Annotated in this window: 11 protein-coding genes, 3 tRNA genes and 1 pseudogene; 6 read left to right on the forward strand and 9 right to left on the reverse strand. The window is 75.5% G+C overall.

What is annotated here, in order from left to right:
• Positions 1-1,248: an MFS transporter gene (locus RF647_RS12550; protein ID WP_368811998.1), complete on the forward strand. Its 1,248-nt coding sequence runs from the start codon at positions 1-3 to the stop codon at positions 1,246-1,248.
• A gap of 50 nt (positions 1,249-1,298) precedes the next feature.
• Positions 1,299-2,249, forward strand: a pseudogene (locus RF647_RS12555) (Gfo/Idh/MocA family protein); the annotation flags it as partial.
• Here the strand turns inward: RF647_RS12555 and RF647_RS12560 are convergent.
• Entirely contained in the window at positions 2,192-3,706 is a 1,515-nt protein-coding gene (locus RF647_RS12560) for a carboxylesterase family protein (protein WP_368811999.1), read from the reverse strand. The pseudogene RF647_RS12555 and the gene RF647_RS12560 sit on opposite strands and share 58 nt — an antisense overlap.
• A gap of 139 nt (positions 3,707-3,845) precedes the next feature.
• On the opposite strand from RF647_RS12560, the gene RF647_RS12565 reads away from it, so the two are divergent.
• Positions 3,846-4,925, forward strand: coding sequence for a DMT family transporter (locus RF647_RS12565; protein WP_368812000.1), 1,080 nt, complete (start codon positions 3,846-3,848; stop codon positions 4,923-4,925).
• Positions 4,926-4,995: 70 nt separating this feature from the next.
• Positions 4,996-6,702, forward strand: coding sequence for an alpha-amylase family glycosyl hydrolase (locus RF647_RS12570; RefSeq protein WP_368812001.1), 1,707 nt, complete (start codon positions 4,996-4,998; stop codon positions 6,700-6,702).
• Positions 6,703-6,849: 147 nt separating this feature from the next.
• Here the strand turns inward: RF647_RS12570 and RF647_RS12575 are convergent, their stop codons facing one another.
• The 6 genes from RF647_RS12575 to RF647_RS12600 all read right to left on the reverse strand — a co-directional run bounded on the left by RF647_RS12575 (position 6,850) and on the right by RF647_RS12600 (position 8,498).
• A complete protein-coding gene (locus tag RF647_RS12575) occupies positions 6,850-7,347 on the reverse strand; it encodes a hypothetical protein (protein WP_368812002.1) in 498 nt (165 codons plus the stop codon).
• Complete coding sequence (locus RF647_RS12580; protein ID WP_368812003.1) at positions 7,344-7,502, reverse strand: hypothetical protein; 159 nt, start codon at positions 7,500-7,502, stop codon at positions 7,344-7,346. The genes RF647_RS12575 and RF647_RS12580 overlap by 4 nt, the downstream gene beginning before the upstream one ends.
• A gap of 66 nt (positions 7,503-7,568) precedes the next feature.
• Positions 7,569-8,030: a hypothetical protein gene (locus RF647_RS12585; protein WP_368812004.1), complete on the reverse strand. Its 462-nt coding sequence runs from the start codon at positions 8,028-8,030 to the stop codon at positions 7,569-7,571.
• A 106-nt stretch (positions 8,031-8,136) separates the two neighbouring features.
• Positions 8,137-8,209 (reverse strand) — tRNA-Phe (locus tag RF647_RS12590).
• 63 nt (positions 8,210-8,272) lie between these two features.
• A tRNA-Asp gene (locus RF647_RS12595) sits at positions 8,273-8,346 on the reverse strand.
• A gap of 79 nt (positions 8,347-8,425) precedes the next feature.
• Positions 8,426-8,498: transfer RNA gene (locus RF647_RS12600), tRNA-Glu, on the reverse strand.
• A gap of 166 nt (positions 8,499-8,664) precedes the next feature.
• On the opposite strand from RF647_RS12600, the gene RF647_RS12605 reads away from it, so the two are divergent.
• On the forward strand, positions 8,665-9,009 hold the full coding sequence (locus tag RF647_RS12605; RefSeq protein WP_172604431.1) for a metallopeptidase family protein: 345 nt from the start codon (positions 8,665-8,667) through the stop codon (positions 9,007-9,009).
• A gap of 10 nt (positions 9,010-9,019) precedes the next feature.
• Here the strand turns inward: RF647_RS12605 and RF647_RS12610 are convergent, their stop codons facing one another.
• Positions 9,020-10,099, reverse strand: coding sequence for a universal stress protein (locus RF647_RS12610; RefSeq protein ID WP_368812005.1), 1,080 nt, complete (start codon positions 10,097-10,099; stop codon positions 9,020-9,022).
• Between the two features lie 181 nt (positions 10,100-10,280).
• On the opposite strand from RF647_RS12610, the gene RF647_RS12615 reads away from it, so the two are divergent.
• The gene (locus RF647_RS12615) at positions 10,281-11,642 is read left to right on the forward strand and encodes a D-arabinono-1,4-lactone oxidase (protein ID WP_368812006.1); all 1,362 of its coding nucleotides are present in this window, start codon (positions 10,281-10,283) and stop codon (positions 11,640-11,642) included.
• 115 nt (positions 11,643-11,757) lie between these two features.
• Here RF647_RS12615 and RF647_RS12620 read toward each other — a convergent pair whose 3' ends face one another.
• A complete protein-coding gene (locus tag RF647_RS12620) occupies positions 11,758-13,185 on the reverse strand; it encodes an FAD-dependent oxidoreductase (RefSeq protein ID WP_368812007.1) in 1,428 nt (475 codons plus the stop codon).
• Positions 13,186-13,188: the final 3 nt, after the last annotated feature.

Genomic DNA, 13,188 nt, shown 5'->3' on the forward strand with positions numbered 1-13,188 from the left:
GTGCGCCCGTCCACCCCGCCCCCTGACCGTTCCGCCGTCCCGCCCCGCGTGCCGGGGTGGCTGGTGGTGCTCGCGGTGGCGGTCGTGGCGGTCGATCTCCGCCCCGGGGCCACTTCCGTGGGGCCCGTGCTCGCGGAGGTGCAGCAGGGACTGGGGCTGAGCCCCACGATGGCCGGGGTGCTGACCGCCCTGCCCGGGCTCACGTTCGCCGCGGCGGGGGCGTGCGCGGCCGCGCTCTCGCGCAGGACCGGCATCAGCGGCGCCGTCACCGCCGGTCTGGTCCTGGTCGCCGCCGGGCTGCTGGCCCGGTCGGTCACGGGCTCGGTGCCGGTGTTCCTGCTCCTGTCCGTGCTGGGCTTCGCCGGCATGGCCGTCGGCAACATCCTGGTGCCGGCGTTCATCAAGCGCCACGGGGGCCGGCGCACGGCGGCGCTGAACTCCCTCTACACAACCGGCCTGGCCGTCGGCGCCACGCTGCCCCTGCTGGCGGCCGGGCCGCTGGCCGCGAGCGGGCCCGACGGGTGGCGGGCCGCACTGGGCCTCTGGGGCCTCGTGGCCCTGGCCGCCGTGGTCCCCTGGGTCCTGGTCACCGTCCGCGACCGGCGGGAGCCCGCCACGACCCCCGGCCGCGCCCTGCGTCCCGGCCGCGGCACCTCGATCCTCCGCTCCCGCACCGCCGTGGCGCTGTGCGTCTACTTCGGCGTCCAGTCGATGCACGCCTACGTCCAGTTCGGCTGGGTGGCCCAGATCTACCGCGACGGCGGCCTGGGCCAGGCCCAGGCCGGGCTGATGGCCGCCCTCATCGCCGCCATGGGTATCCCGGGAGGGCTCCTCATGCCCGTCCTGGTGGCCCGCTCACCGCACCTGCGGCGGTGGATCGTGGGCCTGGGCGCCTGCATGGTCGCCGGCTACTCCGGCCTGCTCCTGGCGCCCGCCACCACCCCCTGGGTTTGGGCCCTGCTCCTGGGGGTGGGCGGCTTCGCGTTCCCCACCGCCCTGGCCCTGCTCACGGCCCGCTCCCGGGACCCCCGGGTGACCGCGCAGCTGTCCGGGTTCACCCAGCCGGTGGGCTACCTGCTCGCGGCGGCCGGGCCCTTCGCCGTCGGTGCCCTGCACGAGGCCACCGGCAACTGGACCGCTCCCCTGCTGCTGCTGATGGGCACCGCGGTGCTCCTCGTCGTCGCCGGCGGCGTCGCGGCCGCGCCCCGCTTCGTCGACGACGAGATCGCCGGCCCGGACGGGCCGTAGCGGCCCGGTGCGGCCCGGTGCGGCCCGGTGCCAGGGGCTATCGTGACCGCATGACTGATCAGGGTGCAGGACGAGTGCTCACCGCCGGACTCGTCGGATACGGCATGGCCGGGCGGGACTTCCACGGGGACCTGCTGCGGCGGGCCGGCGGGCGGGTCACCGACGTCGTCACCGGCGACCCGGAGCGGGCCGCCCGCGCGGGCGCCGACTGGCCCGGGGTGCAGGTGCACCGGGACCTGCCCGGGCTGCTGGAGCGCTCGCGGCCCGACGTGCTGGTCGTCGCCTCGCCCACGGGGCTGCACGTGGAGCACGCGCTGGCCGGTCTGGAGGCCGGGATCCCCGTGGTGGTCGACAAGCCGCTGGCCATGGACCACGAGGGCGCGGTGGCCGTGGTCCGCCGCGCCGAGGAGACCGGGACCCCGCTGACGGTCTTCCACAACCGGCGCTGGGACAGCGAGCAGCTGACCCTGGCCCGGGTGCTCGCCGAGGGGCACCTCGGGGACGTGCACCGGTTCGAGCGCCGCTGGGAGCGGTGGCGCCCGGTGCCCAAGGACCGGTGGCGGGAGAACGCGGTCGGCCGGGGCGGCGGGCTGCTGCTCGACCTCGGTCCGCACCTCGTGGACGCGGCGATCCAGCTGTTCGGGCCGGTGGCCGCGGTGCGGGCCGAGCTGCGCGCGCTGACGACCCCGGCCGAGGACGACGTCTTCCTGGCCCTGGACCACGCCTCGGGCACGATCAGCCACCTGTGGGCCGGGAGCCTCGTGGGGGCGCCGGGGCCCCGGACCCGGGTGCTCGGCTCGGCCGGTGCCTACCTCGTGGCCGGGCACGCCGACAGCCCCGGCCCCTTCGACCCGCTGGACCCCGGGGAGGGCCTGACGGGTCTGCTCGTCCGTGGCACCGGGACCGACCCCGTGCCCACCGCCCCCGGCGAGCCCGCCGACTTCTACCGGGCCGTGGCCCGGTGGCTCCTCGGCGACGGCGAGGCCCCCGTGGACCCGTGGGACGCCGTGGCCGTCGCCGCGGTGCTGGACGCGACCCGGCGCAGCGCCCGCACGGGGGCGCGGGAGGTGCCCGCAGCGCCCTGAGCGCTGCGCACCGCGCCGAGGACGCGCTCGAGGGGTCGTGCACCCGTGGCCGCGCGGTAGCGCAGGACGCCGGGGACCGCCCCGGCGTCCGCCAGCGGCTCGCCACGGGCGAAGCAGGCCCACAGCCCCCGGAGGCGCCGGCCGTGGGCCTGGACGTCCTCCCACGGGGCCCCGGTGAGCAGCCCGGTGCCGGCCCACGCGGCCTCGTCGCCGAACAGGAGCGGGAGGTCGACCGTGTGGGCGGATCCGTACGGGCTGCCCGGCGCGCTCCAGGTGAGCAGGTAGGTGTGGGCGCTGCCGCCGGCCCGGGCGTGCCGGGCGGCGAACCGGCGGACGGCCCGGGCGTGGACGGCCGCGGTCACATGCCCCACGACGGCGCGGCGGAGCACGGGGCCGAGCAGCGGGACACGGGTGACCCGGTGGAGGACGGGCAGCGTGGGCAGGTAGAGCCGGGCCTCCTCGGCGGTGTGGCCGATGAGCACGTCGATGTGCGGGGCCACGCGGTCCCAGGCCGCCTCGACACTCTCCTCGGCGGGCAGGGGGTGGTGGCCGTACTGGGTGCCGAACGGCATCCGGCCCCGGAGCCCGAAGGAGGACGCGCCGGCCTCGACCTCGGCCTGCAGCGCCACCACCTCCGCGGCCGGCGTTCCCGCGGTCACGGCACCGGCCGCGGCCGCCATCGCCGCGGTCATCGCCGCCCGGCCGCGGGCGATGCCCAGCGGAGGGCTCTGCAGAATGGCCCGGCGGAACAGCAGCTCCGCGCCCGGGACGGCCATGAGGTGGGCCACGGCGTCGCCCCCGGCGGACTGGCCGAACACGGTCACCCGGTCCGGGTCGCCGCCGAAGGCGGCGATGTTGCGCCGCACCCAGCGCAGCGCCTCGAGCTGGTCGAGCAGACCGAGGTTGGCGGGGCGGTCCCGGCCCGCGCCGAGGTAGCCGAACAGTCCCAGCCGGTAGGTGACGCTCACGACCACGACCCGCTGCTCGGCGACCAGAGGACGGGGATCCATGATCGGGGCGTCCCCGGCCCCGGTGGTGTAGGAGCCGCCGTGGATCCAGACCATCACCGGCAGCTGTTCCGCCGCCCCCCGCTCGAGGGGCAGGGTCACCGACAGCCGCTGGCAGTGCTCGTCCCGCGGGAGCCCGGCGAGGGTGTCGCCGAGGACCCCGGTGAGGAAGGGCGAGTGCGCCTGGGGGCAGGCCGGGGCCGGGCGGGTGGCGTCGAACGGTTCCTCCCGGTCCGCGACCGGGACGGGCGCGGCGAACCGGTCCGCCGTGGCGTACGGGATCCCGGTCGCCCGGACGACGTCGCCGTCGACCCGGCCGCGCACCGGCCCGCAGGGAGGCGTGAACGCGCGCGTCGGAGTGGTCATGCCCTCTTCTACCACGCGGCCCACCCGGGACGGGGACGGGCCGGCTGCCGCGAGCGCCGGCTGCGCCCGGCGCACCGTGCCCGGGGCACCCGCCGCCCGCCCTGGGTAGATTGGACCGTCGACCGACAGGAGCCCGCCCATGACCGCACACCCGCAGCGCCCGGCGCCGCCCCGCGTCCGCGCGCACGACGACCACCGAAGTGCCGGTCGCACCGTGAGCCGCGCCGTGGGGCGCAAGGGGCGCCACGCCGGACTCGGCGTCGCGGCCATCCTGCTCACCGCGGTCCTGTGGGGCACGACCGGGACCGCGGCGACCTTCGCCCCCGGCGCGGGGCCGCTGGCGATCGGGGCCGCCGCCCTGGGCGTGGGCGGGCTGCTGCAGGCGGCGATCGCTCTGCCCGCCCTGCGCCGCTCGCGGCGGGCGCTGCGCTCGCACGCCGGGCTGGTGGCGGCCGGGGCCGCGGCCGTGGCCGTCTATCCGCTGGCGTTCTACAGCTCGATGCACCTGGGCGGCGTCGCGATCGGCACGGTCGTCTCCCTGGCCTCCGCGCCGCTGGCCTCAGGCGTCCTGGAGCGCGTCCTCGAGCGCCGCCCCCTGAGCCGGTGGTGGATGACCGCCGCGCTCCTGGGCGTCCTCGGCAGCGGCCTGCTGTGCCTGTCGAGGGCCGGCGGGTCCGGGGCCTCGGCCGCGGACACCGCCGCCGGCATCGGGCTCGGACTGGTGGCCGGGGCGACGTACGCGCTCTACTCGTGGGTGGTGCACCGGCTGATGGGCCACGGGGTGGGGCGCGCGGCCTCGATGGGCGCCGTCTTCGGCGCCGGCGGGGCGCTCCTGCTCCCGGTCCTCGCCCTCACGGGGGCGCCCCTGCTGGCCTCGGGGCAAGCGTTCGCCGTGGCCGCGTACATGGCGCTGGTGCCGATGTTCCTCGGGTACTTCCTGTTCGGCGTGGGACTCGCACGGGTGCGCCCGAGCACGGCGACGACCCTCACGCTGACCGAACCGGCCGTCGCGGCGGTCCTGGCCGTCGTCGTCGTCGGCGAACGGCTGACGGGCGCCGGCTGGACCGGGCTGGCGGTCCTCGCCGCCGCGCTCGTCGTCCTGGCCCTCGCCCCCACCAACGTGGTCGCGCACCGGCCGGGCGGTCCCGGCCGGACACCGGCCGCCCCGGCGGCCGCCCCAGCGCCGGCCGCCGTGACACCGCGCCCAGGGACTGACTAGGTTGGGGACGCCCCCGCACCGGTCGCTGCCGCACCGGAGACCCCCGACGAAGCACCCGAGGAGCACCCCCATGACGCAGCAGGTCAGCCAGTCCCTCGCGACCGAGGAGGGCGAGTGGTGGCGCTCCGCGGTGATCTACCAGATCTATCCCCGGTCCTTCAACGACTCCGACGGTGACGGACTGGGCGACCTGCCCGGGATCGTCGACCGGCTGGACTACCTCGCGGACCTCGGCGTGGACGCCCTGTGGCTGTCCCCGTTCTACGTCTCGCCGCAGCACGACGCCGGCTACGACGTCTCCGACTACCGGGACGTGGACCCCCGCTTCGGCACCCTGGAGGACTTCGACCGGATGCGCGCCCGGATGGCGGAGCTCGGGATGCGGCTGATCGTGGACCTGGTGCCCAACCACACCTCGAGCGAGCACGAGTGGTTCCGGGCCGCCGTGGCCGCCGGGCCCGGCAGCCCCGAGCGGGACCGGTACATGTTCCGGGACGGCCGGGGCGAGCACGGGGAGCTGCCGCCGAACAACTGGCGCTCCGTGTTCGGCGGCGAGGCCTGGACCCGGCTGCCGGACGGGCAGTGGTACCTGCACCTGTTCGACAGCACCCAGCCGGATCTCAACTGGGAGAACCCGGAGGTGTGGGAGGAGTTCCGCTCCGTGCTGCGCTTCTGGCTGGACCGGGGCGCGGACGGCTTCCGCGTGGACGTGGCCCACGGCCTCGTGAAGGCCGAGGGGCTGCCGGACTGGGACCACCAGGTGCACATGGTCGAGGGCGAGCACGACGCGCGGGAGCACGACGCCCCGGACACCCCTCTGAGCACCGGCAGCCCCTACTTCGACCAGGACGGCGTGCACGAGGTCTACCGCGACTGGCACCGGGTGCTCGCCGAGTACGACGGCGACCGGATGCTGGTGGCCGAGGCGTGGGTCGAACCGGCGCACCGGCTGGCGATGTACGTCCGCTCCGACGAGATGCACCAGGCGTTCAACTTCGACTTCCTGGTGGCCGGGTGGGACTGGGCCCGGATGTCCCGGGCCATCGAGGACTCCCTGGCGGAGTCGGCCAACGTCGGCGCGCCCACCACGTGGGTGCTGTCCAACCACGACACCGTCCGGCACGTCTCCCGCTTCGGGCTCACGGACCCCATCGCCTACCCCAAGGGGATCGACGCGGACGGCGAGCAGCCCGACCACGAGCAGGGCCTCGCCCGCGGCCGCGCCGCCGCGCTGGTGGAGCTGGCCCTGCCCGGCTCCGCCTACCTGTACCAGGGGGACGAGCTGGGCCTGCCCGACCACACGCGCCTGCCCGCCGAGCTGCGCCAGGACCCGGCGTTCGCCCGGACCGGGGGCCAGGAGATCGGCCGCGACGGCTGCCGGGTCCCGCTGCCCTGGGCCGCGGGAGAGCCCGGCCACGGCTTCGGGGCCGACCCGTGGCTGCCGCAGCCCGAGGAGTTCGCGCAGCTCGCGGCGGACCGGCAGGTGGGGGTCCCCGACTCCACGCACACGGTGTACCGCGCGGCACTGCGGGTGCGCAGGGAGCTCGGTCTCGGCCGCGGCGCCTTCGCGTGGCACGCGAGCCACGACGCCGCGACGGGCCTGCTGTCCTTCGTGAACACCACGGGCGCCGGAGAGCGGGTCCTCGTGGCGGCGAACCTGGGCGGCGCCCCCGTCCCCCTGCCCGCCGGAGAGCCGCTCGTGCTCAGCCGCGGGGACGCGGTGCAGGACGGCGTCCTGCGGCCCGAGCGGGCCGTGTGGTGGCTTCTGGCCACCTGAGCCGTCCTGCCGGCCCTCGGGGTCCCGGCCTCGGGGGCCCCGGTGGTCCTGGCGCACGGCAGGCGGCGCCGCGGCAGGCCGTTCGGCGCCGCACGCCGGCACGCCGCGGACGCCCGCTCGTCGCGGACGCCCGGTCCGGCACGCCGGTCAGTGGCTGGTGCGCCCCCGGCCCGACACGAGCACCGGTGCCACTAGCCGGTCCGCGAGCACGCCGGTGACCACGGAGTACACCGCCTTGTGCAGGACGTCCACAGCCTGCTCGCCGGCCGGCCAGGACGACGGCGGGGCCCCGACCCCCGTCGCGTTCTCCACGGTCTGGTCGAAGGCCAGCCGCACCACCGTGTGCCAGGCGTTCGCGTGCGGACCCCGGATGCCGGTCACGGCCCACACGCCGCGCAGGGCGCCGAGGGCGGCACCCGTGCCGTAGTGCATGGCGGAGTTCCAGCCCGTGGGCTGCTCGCGGTCCCCGGGGTGGCGCCCCAGCAGGGTGAGCAGGGCGCGCGCGGGGACGTAGGAGTCCGGCCGGTGGGTGAGCGCCTGCTCCGCCTTCTCCCCCAGCACCATCAGAGCGGCCCCGGCGATCCCCGCCGCGGCGCCGGTCGCCGCGGCCCGTCCGAGCGCGCTCGGACGGCCGGGGCCGGTCACGGCCGCCCCTGCTCGTCGCCGGGCCGCTCGGTGCCCAGCCCCTGCTGCTCCAGGTCGCGGTCGAGCTCGGCGCCGGGCTCGACGACCACGCCGTCCTCGCGCTGGTCGTCGACCGGTCCGTGCCCCGGTTCCTGCTCGTGTCGGTGCTCGGTCATGTCGGCTCCTCCCGTCGGGGCCACCCGGGCCGGGCGACCTGCCCTCCAGTCTAGACAGGCTGCTGATCAGTTCGAGGGGCTGGGCTCCGCGCACGCCCGGCGGAGCCAGTCGCCGACCGGCGCGAGCGTCCGCTGCAGATCGGCCAGCTCGGCGGGCTGCACGGACGGGCCCGCGGCGTCCAGGGCGGCCACGGCGTCCTCGAACGCGGGGCGCAGCTCGGCGGGCAGCCGGGAGGTGAGGTCCCGCACGGAGGCGGCCGCCCCCTGCGGGCGGAAGTGGGGGTCCGGCTCGTCGCCGGACAGCGGCACGAGGGTCAGCGCCGTGTAGGCGCTCGCCACGTCGAAGCAGGCCTCCGGTTCCGCGGTGGGCCCGGCCGGCACCGGGGCGGGCGAGCCCGCGGTCGGCTCGAGGACGAGCCCGGAGGACTGCGGGCCGGCGCCGCAGCCCGTGAGCGCCAGCAGGCTCAGGGCGGTCAGCGCGGCCGCTGCTGCCCCGCAGGGGCTCGGGCGACGGGGATACCGGATCACGGCTCCCAGGGTAGGGAGCGAACCTCCGTGTCCGCTGGCAACCGGCGGCAGGACCCCCGGCACGAAGAAACCGCCGGCCCCTCGAGGGGACCGGCGGTTTCCGCGGTGGCTCCGACCGGCGTCGATCCGGTGACCTTACGATTTTCAGTCGTACGCTCTACCAACTGAGCTACAGAGCCCCGGCACATCCACAGCGGATATGCCGCGACGGCGCCGCATCGACTCGATGAACGCCGTCTGAGCGACCCTGACGGGACTTGAACCCGCGACCTCCGCCGTGACAGGGCGGCACGCTAACCAGCTGCGCTACAGGGCCTTGCTGTTTCCAACGAGGACTGATCTTACCAGCATTCCTCGGCGGTTGTGCAAATCGGTGGGCGGACCCTCCGATCGCGTACCCCCAACGGGATTCGAACCCGTGTCGCCGCCGTGAAAGGGCGGTGTCCTAGGCCACTAGACGATGGGGGCCGGACACCCGCGTCGACGACCACGACCTCGGCGACCGAGGACCGTGACACGGGAGAAACCGAGTACAGCTTAGAGGCTCGCGCGGATCCCGCACAATTCCCTCACTGCCCCCGGGGGACCCAGCCGGCGCCCGGGCTCGTGGGGTAGGAAGGGGAGCGTGATCGAGATGACCCGCGAGGAGTTCGACGGCGCCGTCGACGACGCCATCGACCTGATCCCGGACGCGCTGTTCCGGGCGATGGACAACGTGGTGATCCTGGTCGAGGAGGAGCCGCCGGAGCACTCCCCCGGGTTGCTCGGCCTCTACGAGGGCGTGCCCCTGACCGCCCGGGACGGCGGGTGGGGCGCCGGCTCCCTGCCGGACCGGATCTTCGTCTACCGGGGTCCGCTGCAGCGCATGTGCGCGGAGCGCGAGGAGCTCGTGGAGGAGATCACGGTGACCGTCATCCACGAGGTCGCCCACCACTTCGGCATCGACGACGAGCGCCTGCACGAACTGGGGTGGGGCTGAGCCGGACCGCTCAGGCGTCCCAGGGGCGGATGTCGTCGGAGTCGAAGTCCTTGCGGGTCTCGATCCGCTCGTCGTAGCGGTCCGGGACGATCAGCACGGGCCCCGCGGCGTTGTGCAGCACGCCCTGCGACGTGGAGCCCAGGAGCATCCCCGCGAAGCCGCCCCGGCCGCGCGTGCCCATCACCACCAGGCCGTTGCGCCGGGTCTGCTCGACCAGCACCTGCACCGGCGCGCCGTCCGCGAGCTCCGAGCCGATCTCCAGGTCGGGGAACCAGCTCTCGAGCCAGGCGACGCCGCCGTTGAGCGCCCGCGCGACGTCGTCGTACATCACCTCGAAGTCCACCGCCGTGGGCATCCATGCGAGCGCCCCGCTCACGGGCGGGAGCGCGCACAGCACCGTCAGGGGCACGCCGAGCAGGCGCGCCTCCTCCGCGGCGTAGAGCATGGCCGCCCGGGCCTGGGTGGAGCCGTCCGAGCCGACGACCACGCGGTCCACGAGGGCCCGGGTGCTCGTGAGCTCCTCCGCGCCCAGATGCTGCTGCGCCCACGGCAGTGGGACCACACCCGTGGGGCACTTCGAGTGCGCCGGCACCGCCGTGGAGACCGTGCCGAGCAGCCGGCCCAGCAGACCGCCCCGGCCGCGGGAGCCGAGGACCAGCAGCTCCGCCGTGCGGCTCAGCTCGAGCAGGGCCCCGGAGGGGTCCCCGGTCTCGACGGTCGCCCGCAGCTCGACCCCCACGTCACGGACCTGGTCCGCCGCGTGGTTCAGCAGCTCCTCGACGCCCTGGGTGAGGGCGGCCTCGTCCACGGTGGCGTAGCCGGTGTCGAACCCCGAGCCGGAGAACACCGGCAGGCTGTACGCGGTGACCAGCCGCACCGGACGACCGCGGCGGCGGGCCTCCCGGGCCGCCCACCGCAGCGCCCCGAGGCTCTGGTCGGAGCCGTCGATGCCCACGACGATCTCCCCCGTGGCGTCGAGGGACCGGCTCTGCCCGCCGCCCGAGGGGACGCGGTCGCGCACCGCCTCCTCGCCCAGCGTGGTCTCGTGGGGCTCCTCGCGCTCCCGGTCCGGGGACGGGTCGTCGGTCATGGTGCTGCCTCCTGTGCGCGTCCTCGGTCCGCGGTGCTCCGGATCCCGCCGCGGGCTCCGCCTCCGATGGTACGCGCGGCGGGGCCGCAGGACGGGGTCCTCGAGGGCGCCGGAGCGCCCCCCGGGATGACATGATGAGGGCGCACTGTGCACCTGCCTGCGAGGAAGGACGGTCCCGCCGATGAGCGAGGTCTCGTTGCCCGACGCCCTGCCCGGCGAGACCGGGACGGGAGAGTGGGTCACGTGGGGCAGGACGCACTCCGTCACCCCCCGGCACGTGCTGCGCCCCACCTCCGTCCCGGAGCTCGCGGAGGGCGTCGCCGCCGCCGCGCGCCGCGGACTGGGCGTGCGCGCGGTGGGCTCCGGGTGCAGCTTCTCGGCGCTGCCCCTGGCCCCCGACGTCATGGTCGACCTCTCCGGGCTGTCCGGGCTGCCGGCCGTCGACCGGGAGAACCAGCGGGTCACGGTCCTCGCGGGCACCACGATCCGTGACCTGAACCAGGAGCTGGACGCCCACGGGCTGGCCGTGACCAACCTGCCGGACAGCGACTGGCAGACGGTCGCCGGCGCCGTCTCGACCGGCACCCACGGGACCGGTCTGGCCTTCGGCTCCCTCTCCCAGCAGGTGGTGGCCCTGAGCCTGGTCACGGCCGACGGCGAGCTGGTGGAGTGCTCCGCCGAGCAGCGCCCCGAGCTGTTCCAGGCCGCGCGCGTGGGCCTGGGCGCCATGGGGGTCCTCGCGAGCGTCACCCTGGTGTGCGAGCCGACGTTCCGGCTGCACGCGGCGGAGCTCAAGGAGCCCCTCGGCCAGCTCGTGGACACCCTGGGCAGCCGGATGGCCGGGGCCGACCACTTCGAGTTCTTCTGGACGCCGGGCACCGCCACCGCCCAGACCCGGATCCTCACGCGCCTGCACAAACTCCCGGACTCCTACACCCGGCCCGGCTCCCCCGTGGCCCGCACCGTCCGCCGGCTCGACGACGCCCTGCTGCGCAACACCCTCACCGCGGGGCTCAACCAGCTGGCCACGGCCCTGCCGCGCTCCACGCCGGGGCTCAACCGGCTCGACGCCCTCACGAACAGCCCGCGGCAGTACAGCGACCTGTCCTTCCGGGTGTTCACCGTGCCGCGCCGGACCCGGTTCGTCTCCTCCGAGTACGCCCTGCCGGTCGAGGAGCTCGTCGTGGCCTTCCGGGAACTGCAGACGCTCATCGAACGGCGCGACTACTCGTTCTCGCTCCCGGTGGACGTGCGCTGCGCCGCGGCCGAGGACGCCTGGCTCGCCCCCGCCCACGGCCGGGAGACCGGCTGGATCGCGCTGCGGCAGTACTGGCGCCGGTACGACCCGAAGGTGTTCGCCGCGGCCGAGGAGATCTTCGTGGCCCACGGCGGCCGCCCCCACTGGGGCACCGTGCACACGCAGGACGCCGAGTACCTGCGCTCCGTGTACCCGCGGTTCCAGGACTTCCTCGAGGCCCGGGCGTCCGTGGACCCGGACGGGGTGTTCCTCAACGACCACGTCCGCGGGCTGCTGGGCCTGTAGGCCCGGGTCCGGCGCCCGGGGTCCTCGGGCCCGGCGGCGCGAGGGGCCCGGCAACGCGAGGGGCCGCGCCCGGCAGGACGCGGCCCCTCGCGGCTCGGCACGGCGGTGCGGTGGCTCAGACGGGCGAGGAGACCGGCTCCGCCACGCCCTCGCGGGAGACGCTGACCATCTCCTCGCGCTCGACCACCTTGACGCGCTCGCGCGGGTTGCCCTCGGCGTCGTGCGAGGACTGGCCGAGGCCCTGCTCGTACTCGTCGAGGGCCAGCCACCCCTCCCAGGTGGTGTACTCGACGCCGCGGGCCTCCAGCACGTCGTTGACGGACCCGGGGTCCGGGCGGGTGGCGCCCGGCAGCACGGCGCGGTCCTCCAGGAGGTGGGTGACCGTCTCGAGGGCGTCGGACTTGGTGGCGCCGATCAGCCCGACCGGACCGCGCTTGATCCACCCGGTCGCGTAGAGGCCGTGCAGCACGGTCCCGTCCTCGGCCAGCACGCGGCCCTCGGCGTTGGGGATCACGCCGCGGCCGTCGTCGAACGGCAGCTCGGGCAGGCGGGAGCCGAGGTAGCCCACCGCGTGGTAGACGGCCTGCACCGGGTAGTCGATGTGCTCGCCGGTCCCGGACACGGAGCCGTCGCCGTTGAGGCGCGTCCGCTCCATGCGCAGCCCCGTGACCCGGCCGTCCTCCCCCAGCACCTCGCGGGGGCTCTGCAGGAAGTGCAGGTGCAGCCGGCGGGAGGCGGTCTTCGGGGAGTCGTCGGCCCGCCACTTCTCGAGCGTCTTGACCATGACCTTGACCTGGTTGTTCTCGGCGATCGTCAGCTCGGAGCCCTCGTCGTACTGGAAGTCCTCGTCGTAGACGACGATGTCGACGTCCCGGGACTTGGCGAGCTCGCGGAGCTCGAGGGGGGTGAACTTCACCTGGGCGGGACCGCGGCGGCCGAAGATGTGCACGTCCGTGACCGGGGACGCCTTGAGCCCCTGGTAGACGTTGCCGGGGATCTCGGTGAGGAGCATGTCGTCGGCGTGCTTGGACAGCACGCGGGCGACGTCGAGGGCCACGTTGCCGTTGCCGATGACCGCGATCTCGCGGGCCTCGAGCGGCCAGGTGCGCGGGAAGTCCGGGTGGCCGTCGTACCAGGCCACGAACTCGGCGGCCCCGTGCACGCCCTGGAGGTCGTTGCCGGGGATGTTCAGCGGGGCGTCGTAGACGGCTCCGGTGGCGAAGATCACGGCGTCGTAGTGGGCGCCGAAGTCGGCGAGGGTCAGGTCCCGGCCGAACTCCACGTTGCCGAAGAAGCGGATGTCGCCGCGCCCCAGGATGGCGCGCAGCGCGGTGATGATGCCCTTGATCCGGGGGTGGTCGGGGGCCACGCCGTAGCGGATGAGACCGAACGGGGTCGGGTAGCGGTCGAACAGGTCGATGCTGACCTCGAGCTCCCCGTTCTTCACGGGCTCGGACTTGGTGAGCATGTCCGCGGCGTAGATGCCGGCCGGACCGGCGCCGATGATGGCGACGCGCAGGGGGCGGGTGGTGGTGTCAGCCACGTG

The organism is Kocuria sp. CPCC 205263, from assembly GCF_040981075.1.
GTDB classification, from domain to species: domain Bacteria; phylum Actinomycetota; class Actinomycetes; order Actinomycetales; family Micrococcaceae; genus Kocuria; species Kocuria rosea.